We start from the raw sequence: 18,698 nt of genomic DNA, 5'->3' as shown, positions 1-18,698 counted from the left end.
CGGTCACATCCGGTGCGGGAGGCGCACCACCGTGAGGAAGAAGTCGTCGATCTGGCGCACCGCCGACATGAACTGCTCCAGATCGACCGGCTTGGTGACATAGGCGTTGGCGTGCAGCCGGTAGCTGCGCAGGATGTCCTCCTCGGCCGACGACGTCGTCAGCACCACGACCGGGATGTCGCAGAGCTCCGGGTCCGACTTGACCTGTTCGAGCACCTGCCGGCCGTCGTACTTGGGCAGGTTCAGATCGAGCAGCACCAGATCCGGACGCGGCGCTGAGGTGTGGGCGCCGCGCCGGTAGAAGAAGTCCAGCGCTTCCTCGCCGTCCCGCACCACATGGAGCGTGTTGCCGATCTTGTTGTCCGCGAACGCCTCACGCGTCATCAGCTCATCGCCCGGGTCGTCCTCCACGAGCAGGACCTCGATGGGCTGGAGCGGGGTGTTCACGCGGTGTCTCCCTGGGCAGTGGCAGTGGCAGTGGCAGTGGCAGTGGCTGTTGTTGTGGTGGTGGGGTGGCCGCTCGCGACGGCGGCGGGGCCGGGGTTCACCGGGAGCGTGAAGTGGATGCACGCGCCCTCGGTCACCGACGCGTCCAGCCAGATCCGGCCGCCGTGGAACTCGACGATCTTCCGGCAGAGCGCGAGCCCGATGCCCGTCCCCTCGAACTCGTCCCGTGCGTGCAGCCGCTGGAAGATCACGAAGATCTTCTCCGCGAACTCCGGTACGACACCGATGCCGTTGTCCGCGACGGTCACATGCCAGCTGTCGCCCTCGGCGGTGCAGCCGACGGTGACGACCGATGGATGGCCGGCCCGGCGGAACTTGACCGCGTTGCCGATCAGGTTCTGCCAGAGCATGACCAGCGACGTGGGCTCACCGGTGATTTCGGGCAGCGGATCCTTCCGTACGAGGGTCGCCCCCGACTCCTCCGTCACCAGCGCCAGATTGGCCAGCGCCCGGTCGAGCGAGGTGTCGAGGCAGACGGTCTGCCGGCTGTCGTCGAGGACCCTGCCCACCCGGGAGAACGTGAGCAGGTCGTTGATGAGCACCTGCATCCGCTTGGCGCCGTCGACCGCGAAGTCGATGTACTGCTTGCCCCGGTCGTCCAGCTCGTCGCCGTACCGCTTCTCCAGCAGCTGGCAGAACGAGGCGACCTTGCGCAGCGGCTCCTGGAGGTCGTGCGACGCCACATAGGCGAACTGTTCCAGCTCCGAGTTGGACCGCCGCAGCTCCTCGGTCTGCCCGGCCAGCAGTGTCTCGCGCTCCAGGGAGTCGCCGAGCTCGTCGGCGAGCCGCCGCCGCATGTCCTCGACGGCCGCTCCGACAGCCCGCACATCGGCGGGACCCCCGATGTCGATCCGGTGGTGGAACTCCCCGCCGCGCACGGTCTCGGACGAGGTGCGCAGCGCGTACAGCGGCCGGCCCACGATCCGGTGCAGCAGCACACTGAGGGTGACCACCACCAGCGCGAAGGCGACGAGCAGGGCGATCAGTACCCGGTTCTGGGTATGCCGGGACGCGTCGAGCCCGGCCCTGGCCCGCACCCCGTCGGCCTCGATGTGCCGCTGCTGCACGGCCATGTCCGCCCGCAGCGCGTCGAAGGCCGACTTGCTGCGCGCGACCCGCTCTCCCGACGCCGCGCCGGGACCCTTGGCCCGTACGGCGGCGATCAGCGGCTCCGCCTGCTCGCTGCGCCACTTCTGAGCGGCCAGCCGTATCCGGTCCACGTCAGGTCCGTACGGGCGCCCGGTTCCGGTGAACGCGCCGACCCTGGCGCGGTACACCCGCTCGTCGCGGATGCCCTGCTCGTACGGTTCGAGGAAGGACTCGTCACCGCTGAGCGCATAGCCGCGGGCCCCCGTCTCCTGGTCGAGCAGGGCCTTCTGCAGCTGGAAGGCGGCGGAACGGGCCGGCTGGATGTGGTCGACGAGTGCGGTGGTCCGGTCGTTGGTACGGGCGAGGAAGACCCCGCCGACCGCGGTGCAGCCGCAGACCACGACCACGAATCCGGCGAGGATCAGACGGACCCAGTCCTGTACCGAGAGGCGGGACCGGAAGCCCGGCCGTCGTCGCGCGGGGGATTCCGCCGACAGGTCACAGGAGAGGTCCGCGTCGTCAGGGGCCGTGCCGGTATCGTTGTGGTTGCCGCCGCTGTGTCCGCCGCTGACGGTCTGACTGCTCATGGTGAGCCGGCCCCCCATCCCAGATGCAGGACGGCCACGTCGTCCGCGAGCCCTCCGTAGGGCGCTGCCCCCTCGGTGGCGCCGCGGACCAGCGCGTCGACGAACCCGGCGGCGGGGAGTGCCCCGTGTCTTCGGGCGAGATCCAGCAGCCCCGTCTCACCGAGCCGGGACTCCGCACCGGTGCGGCCCTCGAACAGCCCGTCGGTGAAGAGCACGACCTGCCCGCCGCCGGGCAGCGGCAGCTCGGTCTCCGTCCAGCGGGCGGCGCCCGGCACCAGACCCAGGGCCATCCCGCCGCCCGGTTCGGCCCAGCCGACCTCGGCGCCGTGCCGGACGAGGAACCCGGGGTGCCCGGCCCGGGTGACGCGGACGGTGCGGCCGCCCGGCGGGAAGACCAGCGAGGTCACCGTGGCGAAAATGCTCGGATCGGAGCGCTCGGCGACCAGGATCTCCTCCAGCAGCCTGATCTGCTCCAGATGCTCCATCGCGCACAGCACGGCGGTACGCCAGGCGACCCGCAGACACACCCCGAGGGCCGCCTCGGCCGCCCCGTGGCCCGAGACATCGCCTATCACCGCGTGCACGGTCTGGTCGGCGGTCTGCACCACGTCGTAGAAGTCGCCGCTGAGCAGCCCGTGGGCCCGGCCCGGGGTGTAGCGCGCGACGGCCTCGAAGTCGCGCCCGCGCAGCAGCGGCACCGGCAGCAGCCCCCGCTCCAGCCTGGCGTTCTCCTCGGCCATCAGCCGGTTGACCTGGAGGGCAGCGGCCGACTGCTCGACCTGCTTGCGCTGGAGGGCGTAGCGGACGGCGCGGCTCAGCGACTCCGGGTCGAGCCGGTCCTTGACCAGGTAGTCCTGCGCGCCGGTCGCGACGGCGGCCAGCCCGGCGTCGCCCTCGGCGAGACCGGTGAGCACCACGATCGCCACATCGGGGGCCGCGCCGACGATACGGGTGACGGCGTCGAGCCCCTGGACGTCCGGCAGATGCAGATCGAGCAGCACACACACCGGGGTACGGCAGGTCCGCAGGAACTGCTGGGCCGCGGCCAGCGTCTTGCACCAGCTGACCGGGGAGTCCAGATCGCTGTCGGCCAGCACTTCCTCGACGAGCAGCGCGTCCCCGGCGTCGTCCTCGACCAGCAGCAGGACCGCCTCGATGTCGCCGACGGACTCGCCCGTCGCCGTCAGGAGCTGCTGCCGGTTTCTGGCCGCGGGCACCACAGCCCGTGCCGAAGCGGTCACCGGCATCTCGGACACACTCCACCCCCACCCCGGACGGCGCGGGTGATGGGGCGCCGTATCGCGCCGAAGCATATGCGACCCGGCCCCGGACGGCGACGGCCCTGTGGACAACTCTCCTCATGCCGATCCCTTTACCGGGGTGGGAGAATGAGGGGTGAGGAGGCGGCCATGGAATACGTCATGCAGGCCCATCTCCAGGAGGGCTCGTCGCCCTCGGACGAGCACCCCAGGGTGGAGTACTGGCACATCGCGCACATCCGGGAGACGACCGCGCTGTGCGGGCGGGAACTCGACCCGTCCGCTCCCAAGCAGTCGACGGACGCCTGGGGGACCGACGGCAGCCAGCCCTTCTGCCACAGCTGCGGCGCCCTGTATCTGCGCCAGGTGCCTTAGGCCCTCGGGGTCTCAGGGGCCTCGGGGCCTTCTCCGGACGGCTGCTCCCGGACCGCTCTCTCCGGTCAGGCGGCCAGGGACCGCAGATAGGCGACCGTCGCGGGATCGGCCGGCAGGAACGTCTCTATCGCCAGCTCGGCCACGGTCACATCCATGGGGGTGTTGAAGGTGGAGATGGACGACACGAAGGACAGCACCAGTCCGTCGTGTTCGATCTCCAGCGGCAGCGCGAACCGCGGCACGGAACCCGGCACCTGACCCGCCCGCCCCTCCTCCTCCGATGCCGATGCGGGCGCGGGCGACGCGGGAAGCGGATAGGCGGCCACTTCCTCGTACAGCTCACGCAGTGCGTCGGAGCGTGCCAGTGCCAGCTGGCGCTTCATCTGGTGCAGCAGATGGCCCCGCCACTCCCGGAGGTTGCGGATCCGCGGGGCGAGCCCGGTGGGGTGCAGCGTGAGCCGCATCGCGTTGAGCGGGGGCGCGAGCAGCCGCTCCGGCACCCCTTCCAGCAGCATCGCGATCCCGCTGTTGGCGGCGACGACGTCGTACTGCCCGTCGACGACCAGCGCCGGATACGGTTCGTATCCCCGCAGAAGCTGGTGGAGCCCCTCGTGCAGCGCGCTCATCGAGGGGTCGTCGAGCATGGTCTCCGCGTACCGCGGCGCGTAGCCGGCCGAGAGGAGCAGGGCGTTGCGCTCCCGGACGGGTACGTCCAGGTGCTCGGCCAGGCGCAGCACCATCTCCTCACTGGGGCGGGCGCGGCCCGTCTCGATGAAGCTGATGTGGCGGGCCGACGAGTCGGCCCGCAGGGCCAGCTCCAGCTGACTGACCCGGCGCTGTCTGCGCCAGTCGCGCAGCAGCGGCCCCACTCCGGTGTCGAGAGCGACAGTTGTCATCCCCAGACCGTAACGTCGGGCGGACAGTCTTCCGGAAGGAGTCCCGTACATGCCCGCGGAACCGCTGACGCGCCAAGAGACCGAGGACCGGCTGCGCGAGCTGCCCGGCTGGTCCCTGGACGGCGACCGGATCGCCCGTTCCTACCGGTTTCCCGGACACTTCGCCGCCACCGCGATGGTCGTCCACATCGCGCAGATCCAGGAGGAGCTGGGGCACCACTCCGAACTGACCCTGGGATACAACACGGTGGCGCTGAGCGTGCACACCCATGACGCGGGCGGCGCGGTCACCGCCAAGGACTTCGAGCTGGCCCGCCGGGTCGAGGACGCGGCCACCGGGCACGGCGCGGGCTGAGAGGGCGCCCGCAGCGCGATGCCGCACCCGGGCCGCACACCGGCCCCCGCACACACGACGGCGCCGCCCGGCACACACCGGGCGGCGCCACCGTACGGGCTCGCGGGACGGCGGGGTCAGACGCCGAGCTTCATGGTGGCCGGGTCGGCGCCCAGTCGCTTGCCCTCGTCGAGCGCGGCGATGGCCGCCAGGTCGTCGGCGTCCAGCTCGAAGCCGAAGACGTCGATGTTCTCCTTGATCCGCGACGGGGTCACGGACTTGGGGATGACCACATTGCCGGTCTGCAGATGCCAGCGGAGCACCACCTGGGCGGCGCTGCGGCCGTGCTTCTGCGCGATGGCGACGAGGGTCGGAACCTCGAGGAGCCCCTTGCCCTGGCCGAGCGGGGACCAGGCTTCCGTGTGGATGCCGTGCTCCGCGTGGAACGCGCGCGACTCGGTCTGCTGCAGCTGCGGGTGGAGCTCGATCTGGTTGAGGGCGGGGACCACGGAGGTCTCGCCCAGCAGCCGCTCCAGGTGCTCCGGCAGGAAGTTGGAGACACCAATGGTCTTCGCGCGGCCGTCGGCGTGGATCTTCTCGAACGCCTTGTACGTGTCCACGTAGGCGTCCTTGGAGGGGACCGGCCAGTGGATCAGATACAGGTCGACGTAGTCGAGGCCCAGCTTGGACAGCGAGGTGTCGAAGGCGCGCAGGGTCGAGTCGTAACCCTGCTCGGCATTCCAGAGCTTCGTGGTGACGAAGAGTTCGTCACGGGCGATTCCCGATGCGGCGAGCGCCTTCCCTGTGCCCTCCTCGTTGCCGTAGATCGCAGCGGTGTCGATGCTGCGGTATCCGGCTTCCAGCGCGGTGCCGACGGCCTTCGTGGCCTCGTCGTCGGCGACCTGCCAGACCCCGAAGCCGAGCTGCGGCATCCGGGCGCCGTTGTTGAGGGTGATGAAGGGGACCTTGCTCACGAGCGGTCGACTCCTCTTGGTGCGTGGTGGTGAGTACGTCATCGGTTGATACGTCAAGGGTCAACGATCACACGGCGCGGCCCATTCCCGTCGCCCCGGTCCTGCGGCGGCGCGGTCGGCCCGTTCTCAGCGGTAGAGGGCCTCGACCTCTTCGCTGTACGCCGTCTCGATCGCCTTGCGCTTGAGTTTCAGCGACGGGGTGAGCAGGCCGTGCTCCTCGGAGAACTGGTGGGCGAGGATCCGGAACGTCCGGATCGATTCGGCCTGCGAGACCAGGGTGTTGGCCGCCACGACGGACCGCCGTACCTCCGTCTCCAGATCCGGATCGCGCACCAGGGCGGCCGGGGTCATCGACGGTTTGCCGTGCAGGGAGAGCCAGTGCGCGACCGCCTCCTGGTCGAGCGTGACGAGCGCCGCGATGTACGGCCGGTCGTTGCCGACGACCAGGCACTGCGCGATCAGGGGATGGCCCCGTACGCGCTCCTCCAGACCGCTCGGCGAGACGCTCTTGCCGCCGGAGGTCACCAGGATCTCCTTCTTGCGGCCGGTGATCGTGAGATAGCCGTCGTCGTCCAGCGAGCCCAGGTCGCCGGTGGAGAGCCAGCCTTCGTGCAGTACGCCGTCGGTCGCCTTGGGGGAGTTGAGGTACCCGCCGAAGACGTTCCGGCCGCTCACCCACACCTCGCCGTCGTCGGCGATGTACACGGTGGAGCCGGGGATCGGCTGGCCGACCGTGCCGTAGCGGGTGCGCTCGGGCGGGTTGGCGGTGGCCGCCGCCGTCGACTCGGTGAGCCCGTAGCCCTCGTAGATCGAGACGCCGGCGCCCTCGTAGAACAGCCCGAGGCGCCGGTCCATCCCCGAACCGCCGGACATCGCGTGCCGCACACGGCCGCCCATCGCGTCGCGCACCTTCGCGTAGACGACCTTCTCGAAGAACTGGTGCTGCATCCGCAGGCCGGCCGACGGGCCCGGACCGAGACCGAACGCCTTGTGCTCCATGGCCTCCGCGTAGCGCACCGCCACCTCGACGGCCTTGTCGAAGGGGCCGGCCTTCCCCTCGGTCTCGGCCTTGCGGCGCGCGGCGTTGAAGACCTTCTCGAAGATGTACGGCACGGCGAGGATGAACGTCGGCCGGAAGGCGGCCAGATCGGGCAGCAGCGCGCGGGCCGCGAGCTCAGGCTGGTGGCCCAGCTTCACCCGGCCGCGGATGGCGGCGACCTCGACCATCCTGCCGAAGACATGGGCGAGCGGCAGGAAGAGCAGGGTGGACGAGGTCTCGGCGCGCTTGGAGCGGAACACCGGCTCCCAGCGGGCGACCATGGTGTCGGCCTCGTACATCAGATTGGCGTGGGTGATCACACAGCCCTTGGGGCGGCCGGTGGTGCCCGAGGTGTAGATGACGGTGGCGACCGATTCGGGTGTCACGGCCTGCCGGTGGCGGTGCACCACCTCGTCCTCGATGCCGGCGCCCGCTTCGAGGAGTTCCTCCAGCGCGCCCGCGTCCAGCTGCCAGAGTCTGCGCAGGGCGGGCAGCCGGTCGATCACCGAGCCGATGGTCATGGCGTGGTCCTCGTGCTCCACCATGCACGCGCTGACCTCGGAGTCGTACAGCATCCAGAAGACCTGCTCGGCGGAGGAGGTCGGGTACACGGGCACCGGCTGGGCGCCCACGGCCCAGAGGGCGAAGTCGAAGAGCGTCCACTCGTAGCGGGTACGGCACATGATCGCCACCCGGTCGCCGAACCGCACTCCGTCGGCGAGCAGCCCTTTGGCGAGCGCCATGACCTGGTCCCGGAACTCGCCGGACGACATGTCGTACCAGCGCCCGTTCTCCTTCCGGCCGAGGGCGGGCCGGTGGGGGTCGTCGTCGGCGTGCTCGAACACGACGTCCGCCAGTCCGCCGACCTGGGGCGCCGTCACTATGGGTGGGACAGTGAACTCGCGCAAAATGACCTGCTCCTATGTGACGCTCCGCACAGCGCCGTGACGCTACCCCACCGTGCGATCCGGCGGGAGAGGGCTCCGATGACCGGTTTGTGGGGGTATCGCGAGGCTCTGTGGGGGCTCGGCAGGTGAAATGTACCCAGATGGCGAAGCGTTGGGCACCCTCCTGACCGAACGGTAAGTTCCGCGAGGTGGAATCTCCACCGAATCTGTACGGAGAAGGCACGGAGGCCGCCCAACCCCTGTGACCTGCGGAGCATGGGGAGCGCCTGGCATTCCGTGGACGGCAGCGTCCTGTGACGCGGCTGTGATCCCTCTGTGATCGCGGGCGGTCACCCGGTGCGGAAGGGCGGCGGGAGGCCGTCGGAAGACACCGGATGACGCCGGAAGACACGGAGGGTGCCCGCACACTCTGTGCGAGCACCCTCCGTGTCCGTCCCGCCGTTACCGGGACGCTGTCAGCCGTACGCCGTCAGCCGTACGCCGTTACCGGGCAGCGGCGACCGCCGGCTCGTCGGCGCGTACCGGCGGACGCTCGGCGGGGGCGGGCCGCAGGAAGGCCAGTACCGCGACTCCGGCCACCAGGCCCAGGATGCCCGCGACGAGCGCGGCGCCGTTCAGCCCCGAGGCGAACGCGCCGTGCAGCGTGGCATCCGGCAGGCGGGAACGCAGCGCGGACGCCCCGCCGCCCGCCAGCACATGGGCCGCGGTGTGCGCCTGCGCGGAGGGGCCGGGCAGCGCACCCTCCATCCGGGAGGTGAGCACAGTGCCGAACACCGCGACGCCCAGCGCGAACCCGAGCTGGCGGAAGGTGTTGACCGCGCCACCCGCCATCCCCGCGTTCCGCGGCGGTACGGAGGCGAGCGCCGCACCCGCCAGCGCGGGCGACACCAGGCCGACCCCGATCCCGGCCAGCACCAGACCGGCCGACAGACCCGTCCAGTCCGACCCCGCGTCCAGCGTGCCCTGGGCCAGCGCCCCGGCACCGATGAGGACGAGCCCGCCGCCGATCACCAGCCGGGGCGACCTGCCGTGCAGCAGCCGCCCGCCGACCGCAGCCACCACGAACGAGGCCACGGCCAGCGGCAGTACGGCGAGCCCCGCACGCACCGGGCTCATCCCGAGCAGCGTCTGGAGCCAGATCGAGGTGTACGGCAGCACACCGAAGGCGGCCGCGTTGAACGCCAGCGCACCCACCATCACCACGGCGAACGACGGGCGGCGCAGCAGCCCGAGGTCGAGCAGCGGATGGGCGGCGCGCCGCTCGACGACCACGAACGCGGCCAGTGCCACCACCGCGACCGCCACGGCGGCCCCGGTACGTCCGGACGTCCAGCCCACGGTGTCCGCGCGGACCACGGCGAACGTCAGGGCCCCGGCGAACACCGCGAAGGCCGCGGTCCCGGCCCAGTCGACCTTCCGGTCGGTCTGCCGCTGCGACTCGGTGACCGTACGCAGCGTGATCCAGATGGCCGCCGCACTCACCGGCAGATTGACGAAGAAGATCCACCGCCAGTCCAGCGACTGCGTCAGCACCCCGCCGAGCACCGGCCCGATCGCCGCGGCCGCGCCGCTCACCGCGCCCCACACGCCGAGGGCGACACCGCGGTCCCGCCCCTGGTAGGCGGCGCCGAGCAGCGAGAGTGTCGTCGCGAACATGGCGGCGCCGCCCACCCCCTGAAGGCCGCGCATCGCGATCAGCATCCCCGGACTCGTCGAGAGACCGCAGGCCAGCGAGGCCAGCGCGAACAGCGCGGTGCCCGCCGCGTACAGCCTGCGCCGCCCGGTCACATCGGCCGCCGCCCCGGCGCCGAGCAGCAGCGCGGCGAGCGCCAGCGCGTAGATGTCGATCACCCACTGGAGATCGGACAGCGAGGCATTCAGCGAACCGGCCATGTCGGGCAGCGCCACGATCACGATGGTCACATCGAGCAGCAGCATGAAGGTGCCCAGACAGACCGCTATGAGCGGCCCCCACTTACGCATTCGTTCTCTCCCTGTGTGCCGTGTGCCACGGCAGGCCGTCCGTACTGTTTCCGGTCACCCGTACGATCGGCGGTGGACGGCGGGATCCCCTAACCGTGGCGAGGAATTCGCCGGAACCCGACATCAGCAGGAGGAAATCCGTGGAATCGCATGACTTCGACGAGCTCGACCTCCAGCTGCTGCACGGGCTCGAAGTGGACGCCCGCGCCTCGTTCAGCCGGCTCGCGGCCGTACTCGGCGTGTCCGACCAGACGGTCGCCCGCCGCTACCGGCGGCTGCACACCGAGGGCGGGATGCGCGTGGTGGGGGTGCGCGATGCGGCGAGCCTCGGCCAGGACACCTGGATGCTCCGGCTGCGCTGCGCGCCGGACGCCGCCGACTCGATCGCCAGGGCGCTGGCCCGCCGTCCCGACACCGCCTGGATCGGGCTCACATCGGGCGGTACGGAGGTGGTCGGCCAGACCAGCGCGCGCACCCGCGGCGAACACGAGGAGCTGCTCCTCGGGAAGCTGCCGCGCACCCCGAGCATCACCGAGATCAGGGCCCACCAGCTGCTGCACCGCTTCTACGGCGGCCCGGCCGGCTGGCTCGGCAAGAGCCGCGCCCTCACCGACGCCCAGGTGGCGGCGCTGCGCCCGTCCGGGACCTGCGGGACGGCCGACCCCGGCGGCAGAGTCCCCGGCGGCAGGGAATCGGGTATCACCGCGGACGACGAGCCGCTGGTCACCGCGCTCGAACGGGACGGCCGGGCCACCTTCGCCGAACTGCGGAAGGCCACCGGGCGTTCGGAGTCGGCGGTGCGCCGCAGGCTGGACCAGCTGCTGAGCTCGGGCACGCTCTTCATCGATGTGCAGTTCGACTCCGAGCACTTCGGGTACGGCATCGCGGCCCTGCTGTGGATCACCGCGGCGCCGGCCGCCCTCGACGCCGTCGGCCGGGCACTGGCCACCCACCGGGAAGTGGCCACCGCCAGCGCCGTCTCGGGGCCGTGCAATCTGTTCGCTGTGGTGGTCTGCCGCGACACCCCTGAGCTGTACGCGTATGTGAGCGCCCGCCTCGGCCGGCTGGACGGGGTCCAGCACGTGGAGTGCACACCGATGCTGCGCCGGGTCAAGCAGCTCAAGTACGAGGAACGGCCCACCGGCCGCACGGTCTCCTAGCCGGACCTCCTGGCCGGGCCTCCTGCCCGGACCTCCCGGCTGGATCTGCCCGCCGGACCTGCCGGCCGGACCTGCCGGTGGCTAGACCTGCCGGTGCAGCCGGTCGGCGCCCGCCAGGATCGACGAGGCCAGTGCGTCGGCGGCCTCCTGGGCGCTGCCGCCCGTACGGCCGTGCAGCAGGACGAAGTCCACGTCACCCAGGTCGGGCAGCCCGGCACGGGCCGGGACCGGGGTGAGGCCGGGCGGGATCAGGCCGCGGGTGTGCGCCATGATGCCCAGGCCCGCGCGGGCCGCCGCGATCAGCCCGCTCAGGCTGGTACTCGTACAGGCGATGCGCCAGGCGCGGCCGTCCTCCTCCAGCACCTCCAGCGCGCGGGCGCGGGTGATGCCGGGCGGCGGGAAGAGGATCAGCGGGAGCGGGCGTTCGGGGTCGATGCGCAGCCGCGGGGCGCCGATCCAGGTGAGCGAGGAGCGCCAGACCAGCTCGCCGTGGCTGTGGCCGTCGCGCCGCTTGGCGAGCACCAGATCGAGCGAGCCCGCCGCCAGCAGCTCGTGCAGGGTGCCGGAGAGGCCGACGGTCAGCTCCAGATCCACCTCGGGGTGCGCGGTGCGGAACGACTCCAGGATCTCCGGCAGCCTGGTCAGGACGAAGTCCTCCGACGCGCCGAACCGCAGCCTGCCGCGCGGCCGGGTGCCCGCGAAGAAGGCCGCGGCGCGCTCGTGCGTCTGGAGGATCGTACGGGCGAAGCCCAGCATCGCCTCGCCGTCCTCGGTCAGCTCCACGCTGTGGGTGTCCCGGGTGAAGAGCGTCCGGCCCGTCGCGTCCTCCAGCCGGCGGACGTGCTGGCTCACCGTCGACTGGCGAAGCCCGAGGCGGTGGGCCGCCTGGGTGAAGCTCAGGGTCTGCGACACGGTGAGGAAGGTGCGCAGCTGCGCCGGGTCGTACATGGCCGCAAGGTTATCGCGAATGGTGATGTCAGTCAGAGCGGTATGCAGGATTCCCGATGAGGGGCGTCCCGTAGATCATGGGGAGGGCGCAGACGACAGGCAGGGCCGTGCCTGCCGGCCCCGAGAGCAAGTGGAGACCATGAGCCGCCGTAAGTTGCAGCTTCCGTCCTGGCTGCCGATCGATCCGTACATCCTGGCGCTGATCGGCACCGTCGCCGTGGCAGCGCTGCTGCCGGCCCGTGGTGCGGCGGCCGATGTGGCCACAGGCGCGTCCACCGGGGCGGTGGCCCTGCTCTTCTTCCTGTACGGCGCCCGGCTCTCCACCGCCGAGGCGGTCGAGGGGCTGAAGCACTGGCGGCTCCATCTCACGGTCCTGGCCTGCACCTTCGTCGCGTTCCCGCTGCTCGGCCTCGCGGCCAAGGGGCTCGTGCCCTTCGTGCTGACGCCCCCGCTCTACAACGGGCTGCTCTTCCTCTGCCTGGTGCCTTCGACCATCCAGTCGTCGATCGCCTTCACCTCGATCGCCCGCGGCAATGTGCCTGCGGCGATCTGTGCGGGCTCCTTCTCCTCGCTCGCCGGCATCGTGGTCACCCCGGTGCTCGCCGCGCTGGTCCTGGGCAGCAGCGGGGGCGGCTTCTCCGCCGACTCACTGCTGAAGATCGTGCTGCAGCTGCTGGTGCCGTTCGTGGCGGGGCAGCTGCTGCGCCGCTGGGTGGGCGGCTTCCTCGTACGGCACAAGAAGGTGCTCGGCTATGTCGACCGGGGCTCGATCCTGCTGGTGGTCTACGCCGCGTTCAGCGAGGGCATGGTCCGCGGCGTCTGGCACCAGGTGAGCTTCGTCCGGCTGCTGGAGCTGCTGGGGGCCGAGGCGGTGCTGCTCGCCGTCATGCTCGCCCTGAGCTGGTACGGGGCGAAGCGGCTCGGCTTCGGCCGTGGTGACCGGATCGCCATCCAGTTCGCCGGGTCGAAGAAGAGCCTGGCGGCCGGACTGCCCATGGCGAGTGTGCTGTTCGGTGCGCAGGCGTCGCTTGCCGTGCTGCCGCTGATGCTCTTCCACCAGATGCAGCTGATGGTCTGCGCGGTGATCGCCAAACGCCGCTCGCGCGACCCGCTGCCCGAAGAGGCGGTGCAGACCGGATCCGCCCGGACCGCTATGACGTGACCAGCACCACCTTGCCGAGGTTGGCCCGGGATTCGATGAACCGGTGGGCCCGCGCGGCCTCTTCGAGCGGCACCTCGGCGTGTACGGCGGTCCGCAGCAGCCCGGTGCGGTGCAGCTCCCACAGCTCGGCGCACCACCGCGCGTACAGCTCGGGCTCGTTCCTGGCGATGAGCGCCATCTGGAACCCGATGACCGACTTGGCGCCCACCAGCAGGTCGTACGCCTGAAGGGTGCCACCACCCGAACTGAACGCCACCAGCCGCCCGTTCGGCGCGAGCGCCGCCACCGCCGGGGTGAGCAGCGCTCCGCCGACCCCGTCCAGGACGACGTCCACCGGCTTGCCCCAGTCCGCCGCGTCGTACGTCACGACCGCGTCGGCGCCGAGCCCGCGCAGGAACCCGGCCTTCGCCGCCGACCCGGTGGCGGCGACGACCCGTGCGGCGCCGTCGAGCCGGGCGAGCTGGAGCGCCAGATGACCGACCCCGCTCGCGGCGGCCGTCACCAGCACCGATTCCCCGGGGTGCGGCCGTGCGGCGCGCAGTGCCCCGCGCGCCACCAGCCCGCTGCGCACCAGGGCCACGGCGTCCACCGCGCTCGCGTGCTCCGGGATCCGGGTGGCGAAGGGCTCCGCCAGGAGCGCGAGGTCCGCGTAGGCGTCGGCGAAGCAGAGCCCGGTCACCCGGTCGCCGGCCGCGAAGCCCGTGACCTGGGAGCCGACGGCGACGACCGTGCCCGCGATCTCCCCGCCCAGATGCGCGGGCGCGGTGCCCTCGCGGACTTTCCTCACGGCCGGCAGGGTCACGCCGATGGCTTCGGAGCGCACCAGCAGTTCGCCGGGCCCGGGGTCGGGGACGGGCGCGTCCTCCAGGCGCAGGACGTCGGGCCCGCCGTTGCTGTCGTACCGGACGCGGCGCATGGAGCCTCCAGATGTCTATGTCGTTGGGAGGACCAACGGTATCCGGTTTTCATTGGTGGCCCCAATGATTTTCGATACGCTTCTGCCATGACGCCCGACACCCCTCCCGCGCTCGCCCGGATCACCGCTCTGCCCAGCTGGCTGCTCGGCCGGGCGGCGGCCCGTGGCCACCGGCTGCTCGCCGACTCGTTCGCGGGGGAGGGGATGCGGCTGCCGCACCATGTGGTGCTGACGGCCGTCGCCGCGCTCGGACCCGTGTCCCAGGCGGAATTGGGCCGCACGGTACGCATCGACCCCAAGGACATGGTCACGGTGCTCAACGAACTCCAGGCCGGGGGACTCGTCACGCGCACCGCCGATCCGGCGGACCGGCGGAAGAACGCGATCGCCATCTCGCCTGCGGGACGCACGGTGCTGCACCGCCTGGAGGAGCTGGGCGACGCCGCCAACGACGAACTGCTCGCCCCGCTCGACCCCTCGGAGCGGGCACAGCTCACCGCGCTGCTCACCCGTATCGTGCACGCGCCGGACGGGGCGGCCGGTACGGAACGGTGATGCAGGGCCCGCCTGGACGGCCGGAGCGGCCGAGGTGGTCGGACACGTCGCAGGTGCGGTCAGACCCGCCGGGGCGAGGCCAGCAGATAGGGCGCGCCCGCCCGCCGGTCAGCGTGCGCCGAGGTCTGCCAGCCCGCACGCTCCAGCGTCTCCGCGTACGCCCAGGCGTCCGGCCCGTCCACCCGGACCGCCTCGGGCTGCGCCGACTCGCTCACCAGATAGCCCCGGCAGCAGCCCGCCTCCAGGGCGAGAGCCGCGGCCTGCGTCAGATGCGTACGCTCCCAGTCGCACGGCCGCTCCACCGAGTGGTCGGGGTTGGTGACCCGGCGCATCTCGATCAGGCCGGCCCACGCGCTGCGCACCTCACGCTCCCGTACGGGGTCCGGGCCGGGCGGGCTCTCTCCTGAGCTCCGGTCCGCTCCGGCCGCGGTACGGGGTCGGAACACGCCGGGCGGATCCCCGGCCGCCGAGTCCCGAACCGGTGCGGGGCTCCGTGCGTGATCACGTGCGGGGCCCCGTGCGGGGTTGGGCGCGGGATCCGGTGCCTGATCCGGTTCCGGCGGTGGCACCAGCCTGACCGGCTCGGCGGCCAGCCGCTCCCGCAGCCGGTGTCCGGCAGGCGTCAGGTAATGCCGGTGCGGGGGCCGCGGATGACGCAGCGCGAGCCCCTGGGTGACCAGCGAGGCCAGGGCCGCCGCAGGACCCTGGAGCAGTCCGGACTCGGCGTCGGCGGTGCGGATCGCCCGGCGCTGGGCTGCGGACGGCTGGCGGGTCATGCCCCTGACCGTACTGCCGTCACCCGGCGCAGGGAACACGGTCGCGGCCGCCCGCCGGAACGCCGCGCCCCTGGGTGCCCGGCCGCTCTCAGACGCCGGAGCGCAGGGCGATGCGCCCGTCGCCCGTGTACACGTTCATGGAGGAGCCGCGGAGGAAACCGACCAGGGTGAGACCGGACTCGGCGGCCAGGTCGACGGCCAGCGAGGACGGAGCGGACACCGCCGCCAGGACCGGGATCCCCGCCATCACCGCCTTCTGGGCCAGCTCGAAGGAGGCCCGGCCCGAGACCAGGAGTACGACCTGGGAGAGCGGGAGCAGCCCGCTCTGCAGGGCCCGGCCGACCAGCTTGTCCACCGCGTTGTGGCGGCCCACGTCCTCACGTATGTCGAGCAGTTCGCCCTCGGGCGTGAAGAGCGCGGCCGCGTGCAGCCCCCCGGTCCTGTCGAACACCTGCTGCGCGGCCCGCAGCCGGTCGGGGAGTACGGCGAGCACATCGGGCTCCACCCGGACCTGCGGGCTGTCGGCGATCGGGAAGCGCGCGGTGGTGCGGACCGCGTCCAGGCTCGCCTTGCCGCAGAGCCCGCACGAGGAGGTGGTGTAGACGTTGCGCTCCAGCGTGATGTCGGGCAGCTCGACACCGGGGGCCAGCCTGACGTCCACCACGTTGTACGTGTTCGAGCCGTCGGCGGTGGCACCCGCGCAGTACACGATCGACTGGAGCTCGTCCGCCGAGCCGAGTACCCCCTCGCTGACCAGGAATCCGGCGGCGAGGGCGAAGTCGTCGCCCGGGGTGCGCATCGTGATGGCCAGGGCCTTGCCGTTCAGCCGGATCTCCAGCGGCTCCTCGGCCACCAGAGTGTCGGGGCGGGTGGTCACCACTCCGTCCCGGATACGGATGGTGCGGCGGCGTTCGGTGACCCGGCCCATGGAGATCAGTCCTACTCTTCGATCGGTGCTGCGACGCTCCCATTCTCCTGGCACGGTGCGAAACCGGTCGCCGGGCCTCGGGCATCCGGCGGACGAAAGGTGTGGAACATTACGTATCGCACCCCGGTTCGGTGCCGGCCCGGTGTCCGGAAGTGATCCGAAGTCTCCAAGTGGGACGCCCGAATCCTGTTGCTTTACCTGCCGTCGTACCGGTGAGTCGCTAACGAGACTGGAGGGCTCCTGACATCAGCAGCAGAGGGGTCCCGGGCATGACCGGAACACGCATCGCCGCACTCGGCCATTACCAGCCGGCCAAGGTGCTCACCAATGACGATGTCGCCGCCCTTGTCGACACCAGCGACGAATGGATCCGGAGCCGGGTGGGGATCAAGACCCGCCATATCGCCGGTCCCGATGAGCCGGTCGACGAACTCGCTGCCCAGGCCGGAGCCAAGGCGCTCGCCTCCGCGGGGCTCGCGCCCGGCGATGTCGACCTCGTGCTCGTGGCGACCTCCACCGCGATCGACCGCTCGCCGAACATGGCGGCGCGGGTGGCCGCCAAGCTGGCCATGGGCTCGCCCGCGACCATGGACGTCAACGTCGTCTGCTCGGGCTTCACCCACGCCCTGGCCATCGCCGACCACGCGGTACGGGCCGGCTCCGCCGAACGCGCGCTGGTGATCGGCGCCGACAAGATGGCCGAGATCGCCGACTGGACCGACCGCTCCACCTGTGTCCTGGTCGGGGACGGCGCCGGAGCGGCCGTGGTCGAGGCATGCGCGGAGGACGGCATCGGGCCGGTGCTGTGGGGATCGGTCCCCGGGATGGGCAACGCCGTACGCATCGAGGGGACACCGCCGCGCTTCGCCCAGGAGGGGCAGTCCGTCTACCGCTGGGCCACCACCCAGCTGCCGCCCATCGCGCGCAAGGTCTGCGAGAAGGCGGGCGTGACCCCCGAAGAGCTGGCGGCCGTCGTGCTGCACCAGGCCAACCTGAGGATCATCGAGCCCGTCGCCGCGAAGATCGGCGCGGTGAACGCGGTGATCGCCCGCGATGTGGTCGATTCCGGCAACACATCGGCGGCCAGCATTCCGATGGCCCTGTCCAAGCTGGTGGAGCGGAGGGAGATCCCGTCCGGTGCGCCGGTCCTGCTCTTCGGCTTCGGCGGAAATCTCTCGTACGCGGGACAGGTGGTCCGCTGCCCGTGACGGCGCCGGGTCACCGGGGACCGGCTGTGGGGGTCCGGTGACGCACCGTGCTGTCGGTGGGGCGGAGAGGGGAAGTGCCCCGGCGCTCGGCCGGGGCCACCCGCTGACCACGGCAAATGCGGGTGAAGGTCGCCGCAAACCCCTGGTATTGTTGTTCTTGTCGCCACGGGGAAAACACACGTGACCGACAGACACCTTGTCCGGGTGGCGGAATGGCAGACGCGCTAGCTTGAGGTGCTAGTGCCCTTTATCGGGCGTGGGGGTTCAAGTCCCCCCTCGGACACTTCGATACACAAGCACTTCGCAGTACAGGATTCGCAGTACAAGAGACGGGTGTGCGGCCGGACTTCCGGTCGCACACCCGTCTCTCTGTGTTCTCCGTATGTTCCTTGTGCGCTCTTGCCGGGTGTCACATCAGTCGGTGCGGTCGGGTCGTCCCGCGCGACTGAGGCGGCTTGCTCCGCCGGAATTCATGGAGTGTGCGGCTGCGGCGTTACGGCTGCGCCTGGCCGCCACGACGGTGCATATCAACCCGAGTAGAGCTGTGACGCCGCCGATGACCGCGTTGCTCCAGATGATGCCCTTGTCCGGATGGCTGCCCACGATCCACGGGGCAACGACCAGCCAGGCGCCCATCACGACCATGGCCCAGCTGAGGCCGTACATCCGCTCCGGCATGATGGTGAACCCGAGGCCCAGCAGGGCGATGGCGATGCCCATGATGAGGTTGTGCGTCGTCAGTGCCGACTGGGTGCTCGAGAAGTGGATCACCCACGCGGACATCGCGCAGTACACACCGACGAGAAACACCGGCCCGTCCACGAGCGCCACATCGCGCCCGCCGAGCATGCGGTTGTACCGAGCCCGCATTTCGGGTACGTCGGGGTGGGTTGCTAGATCGCCTCTTGTGTGTGAGACGTCGGCCATGCGACTCGCCTCCTTCTTTGCTGCAAGTCCGACCGCGTGTGCACGGCTCAACGCTCAACCGCGCAAGTACCAGTTTGCTCCTGTTTGCCTGCTTTGTATAGAGAAGATAAAGCGGCTCGGATTACTGGCTCCGGGGGGTCCCGTCAGCGGGTTCCGCGGGCGGAACT

17 protein-coding genes, 1 tRNA gene and 1 pseudogene are annotated in these 18,698 nt (G+C 71.1%); 7 read left to right on the top strand and 12 right to left on the bottom strand.

Annotated elements, in window-relative coordinates:
- Nucleotides 1–3: 3 nt before the first annotated feature.
- From OG510_RS05225 to OG510_RS05215, 3 genes are all read right to left on the bottom strand, one after another.
- The gene (locus OG510_RS05225; protein WP_164265051.1) at nucleotides 4–447 is read right to left on the bottom strand and encodes a response regulator; all 444 of its coding nucleotides are present in this window, start codon (nucleotides 445–447) and stop codon (nucleotides 4–6) included.
- Nucleotides 444–2,093, bottom strand: a complete 1,650-nt coding sequence (locus OG510_RS05220; protein WP_406142309.1) for a CHASE3 domain-containing protein — start codon at nucleotides 2,091–2,093, stop codon at nucleotides 444–446. Before OG510_RS05220 ends, OG510_RS05225 begins: the two co-directional genes overlap by 4 nt.
- 86 nt (nucleotides 2,094–2,179) lie before the next feature.
- A complete protein-coding gene (locus tag OG510_RS05215; RefSeq protein WP_406142308.1) occupies nucleotides 2,180–3,430 on the bottom strand; it encodes a PP2C family protein-serine/threonine phosphatase in 1,251 nt (416 codons plus the stop codon).
- A gap of 162 nt (nucleotides 3,431–3,592) precedes the next feature.
- Between OG510_RS05215 and OG510_RS05210 the strand changes: the two genes are divergently transcribed.
- Entirely contained in the window at nucleotides 3,593–3,817 is a 225-nt protein-coding gene (locus OG510_RS05210) for a hypothetical protein (protein ID WP_406135531.1), read from the top strand.
- A gap of 65 nt (nucleotides 3,818–3,882) precedes the next feature.
- Here OG510_RS05210 and OG510_RS05205 read toward each other — a convergent pair whose 3' ends face one another.
- On the bottom strand, nucleotides 3,883–4,713 hold the full coding sequence (locus tag OG510_RS05205; RefSeq protein ID WP_406135530.1) for a helix-turn-helix domain-containing protein: 831 nt from the start codon (nucleotides 4,711–4,713) through the stop codon (nucleotides 3,883–3,885).
- A 49-nt stretch (nucleotides 4,714–4,762) separates the two neighbouring features.
- Between OG510_RS05205 and OG510_RS05200 the strand changes: the two genes are divergently transcribed.
- A complete protein-coding gene (locus OG510_RS05200) occupies nucleotides 4,763–5,068 on the top strand; it encodes a 4a-hydroxytetrahydrobiopterin dehydratase (protein ID WP_406135529.1) in 306 nt (101 codons plus the stop codon).
- 116 nt (nucleotides 5,069–5,184) lie between these two features.
- On the opposite strand, the gene OG510_RS05195 is transcribed toward OG510_RS05200, so the two are convergent.
- From OG510_RS05195 to OG510_RS05185, 3 genes are all read right to left on the bottom strand, one after another.
- The gene (locus tag OG510_RS05195; protein ID WP_406135528.1) at nucleotides 5,185–6,021 is read right to left on the bottom strand and encodes an aldo/keto reductase; all 837 of its coding nucleotides are present in this window, start codon (nucleotides 6,019–6,021) and stop codon (nucleotides 5,185–5,187) included.
- Nucleotides 6,022–6,147: 126 nt separating this feature from the next.
- Nucleotides 6,148–7,968 (bottom strand): AMP-dependent synthetase/ligase, encoded by a 1,821-nt coding sequence (locus OG510_RS05190; protein WP_406135527.1) that lies wholly within the window; start codon nucleotides 7,966–7,968, stop codon nucleotides 6,148–6,150.
- Between the two features lie 483 nt (nucleotides 7,969–8,451).
- Nucleotides 8,452–9,951: an MFS transporter gene (locus tag OG510_RS05185; RefSeq protein WP_406135526.1), complete on the bottom strand. Its 1,500-nt coding sequence runs from the start codon at nucleotides 9,949–9,951 to the stop codon at nucleotides 8,452–8,454.
- 140 nt (nucleotides 9,952–10,091) lie between these two features.
- On the opposite strand from OG510_RS05185, the gene OG510_RS05180 reads away from it, so the two are divergent.
- Nucleotides 10,092–11,111: an Lrp/AsnC family transcriptional regulator gene (locus OG510_RS05180; RefSeq protein ID WP_406135524.1), complete on the top strand. Its 1,020-nt coding sequence runs from the start codon at nucleotides 10,092–10,094 to the stop codon at nucleotides 11,109–11,111.
- An 81-nt stretch (nucleotides 11,112–11,192) separates the two neighbouring features.
- Here OG510_RS05180 and OG510_RS05175 read toward each other — a convergent pair whose 3' ends face one another.
- Nucleotides 11,193–12,059, bottom strand: a complete 867-nt coding sequence (locus tag OG510_RS05175) for a LysR substrate-binding domain-containing protein (protein ID WP_406135523.1) — start codon at nucleotides 12,057–12,059, stop codon at nucleotides 11,193–11,195.
- Nucleotides 12,060–12,198: 139 nt separating this feature from the next.
- Here OG510_RS05175 and OG510_RS05170 point away from each other — a divergent pair, with 139 nt between their 5' ends.
- Nucleotides 12,199–13,221, top strand: a complete 1,023-nt coding sequence (locus OG510_RS05170) for a bile acid:sodium symporter family protein (protein WP_406135522.1) — start codon at nucleotides 12,199–12,201, stop codon at nucleotides 13,219–13,221.
- Here the strand turns inward: OG510_RS05170 and OG510_RS05165 are convergent.
- Nucleotides 13,211–14,137, bottom strand: coding sequence for a zinc-binding alcohol dehydrogenase family protein (locus OG510_RS05165; protein WP_406135521.1), 927 nt, complete (start codon nucleotides 14,135–14,137; stop codon nucleotides 13,211–13,213). The genes OG510_RS05170 and OG510_RS05165 overlap by 11 nt on opposite strands.
- A gap of 87 nt (nucleotides 14,138–14,224) precedes the next feature.
- Between OG510_RS05165 and OG510_RS05160 the strand changes: the two genes are divergently transcribed.
- The gene (locus OG510_RS05160) at nucleotides 14,225–14,692 is read left to right on the top strand and encodes a MarR family winged helix-turn-helix transcriptional regulator (protein ID WP_406135519.1); all 468 of its coding nucleotides are present in this window, start codon (nucleotides 14,225–14,227) and stop codon (nucleotides 14,690–14,692) included.
- 59 nt (nucleotides 14,693–14,751) lie between these two features.
- On the opposite strand, the gene OG510_RS05155 is transcribed toward OG510_RS05160, so the two are convergent.
- The gene (locus tag OG510_RS05155; protein WP_406135518.1) at nucleotides 14,752–15,468 is read right to left on the bottom strand and encodes a hypothetical protein; all 717 of its coding nucleotides are present in this window, start codon (nucleotides 15,466–15,468) and stop codon (nucleotides 14,752–14,754) included.
- 88 nt (nucleotides 15,469–15,556) lie between these two features.
- Nucleotides 15,557–16,396 (bottom strand): formate dehydrogenase accessory sulfurtransferase FdhD, encoded by an 840-nt coding sequence (gene fdhD, locus OG510_RS05150; protein ID WP_406135517.1) that lies wholly within the window; start codon nucleotides 16,394–16,396, stop codon nucleotides 15,557–15,559.
- Between the two features lie 269 nt (nucleotides 16,397–16,665).
- On the opposite strand from fdhD, the gene OG510_RS05145 reads away from it, so the two are divergent.
- The gene (locus OG510_RS05145; RefSeq protein ID WP_406135516.1) at nucleotides 16,666–17,604 is read left to right on the top strand and encodes a beta-ketoacyl-ACP synthase III; all 939 of its coding nucleotides are present in this window, start codon (nucleotides 16,666–16,668) and stop codon (nucleotides 17,602–17,604) included.
- Between the two features lie 198 nt (nucleotides 17,605–17,802).
- Nucleotides 17,803–17,887: transfer RNA gene (locus OG510_RS05140), tRNA-Leu, on the top strand.
- Between the two features lie 221 nt (nucleotides 17,888–18,108).
- Here OG510_RS05140 and OG510_RS05135 read toward each other — a convergent pair.
- Nucleotides 18,109–18,531: pseudogene (locus OG510_RS05135) on the bottom strand (SPW repeat protein); the annotation flags it as partial.
- Nucleotides 18,532–18,698 lie beyond the last annotated feature (167 nt).

The organism is Streptomyces sp. NBC_01089 (genome assembly GCF_045162975.1).
Taxonomy (GTDB): domain Bacteria; phylum Actinomycetota; class Actinomycetes; order Streptomycetales; family Streptomycetaceae; genus Streptomyces.
Note: the sequence above shows the minus strand (reverse complement) of the source record. Positions and strands in the feature narration are given on the sequence as shown.

What these genes read in the sequence shown, in the direction of transcription:
- OG510_RS05160 (WP_406135519.1), top strand. Translation starts at nt 14,225, where the DNA reads ATGACGCCCGACACCCCTCCCGCGCTCGCCCGGATCACCGCTCTGCCC.
- OG510_RS05200 (WP_406135529.1), top strand. Translation starts at nt 4,763, where the DNA reads ATGCCCGCGGAACCGCTGACGCGCCAAGAGACCGAGGACCGGCTGCGC.
- OG510_RS05155 (WP_406135518.1), bottom strand. Translation starts at nt 15,468, where the DNA reads ATGACCCGCCAGCCGTCCGCAGCCCAGCGCCGGGCGATCCGCACCGCC.
- OG510_RS05175 (WP_406135523.1), bottom strand. Translation starts at nt 12,059, where the DNA reads ATGTACGACCCGGCGCAGCTGCGCACCTTCCTCACCGTGTCGCAGACC.
- OG510_RS05185 (WP_406135526.1), bottom strand. Translation starts at nt 9,951, where the DNA reads ATGCGTAAGTGGGGGCCGCTCATAGCGGTCTGTCTGGGCACCTTCATG.
- OG510_RS05210 (WP_406135531.1), top strand. Translation starts at nt 3,593, where the DNA reads ATGGAATACGTCATGCAGGCCCATCTCCAGGAGGGCTCGTCGCCCTCG.
- OG510_RS05170 (WP_406135522.1), top strand. Translation starts at nt 12,199, where the DNA reads ATGAGCCGCCGTAAGTTGCAGCTTCCGTCCTGGCTGCCGATCGATCCG.
- OG510_RS05165 (WP_406135521.1), bottom strand. Translation starts at nt 14,137, where the DNA reads ATGCGCCGCGTCCGGTACGACAGCAACGGCGGGCCCGACGTCCTGCGC.
- OG510_RS05215 (WP_406142308.1), bottom strand. Translation starts at nt 3,430, where the DNA reads ATGCCGGTGACCGCTTCGGCACGGGCTGTGGTGCCCGCGGCCAGAAAC.
- OG510_RS05145 (WP_406135516.1), top strand. Translation starts at nt 16,666, where the DNA reads ATGACCGGAACACGCATCGCCGCACTCGGCCATTACCAGCCGGCCAAG.
- OG510_RS05205 (WP_406135530.1), bottom strand. Translation starts at nt 4,713, where the DNA reads ATGACAACTGTCGCTCTCGACACCGGAGTGGGGCCGCTGCTGCGCGAC.
- fdhD (WP_406135517.1), bottom strand. Translation starts at nt 16,396, where the DNA reads ATGGGCCGGGTCACCGAACGCCGCCGCACCATCCGTATCCGGGACGGA.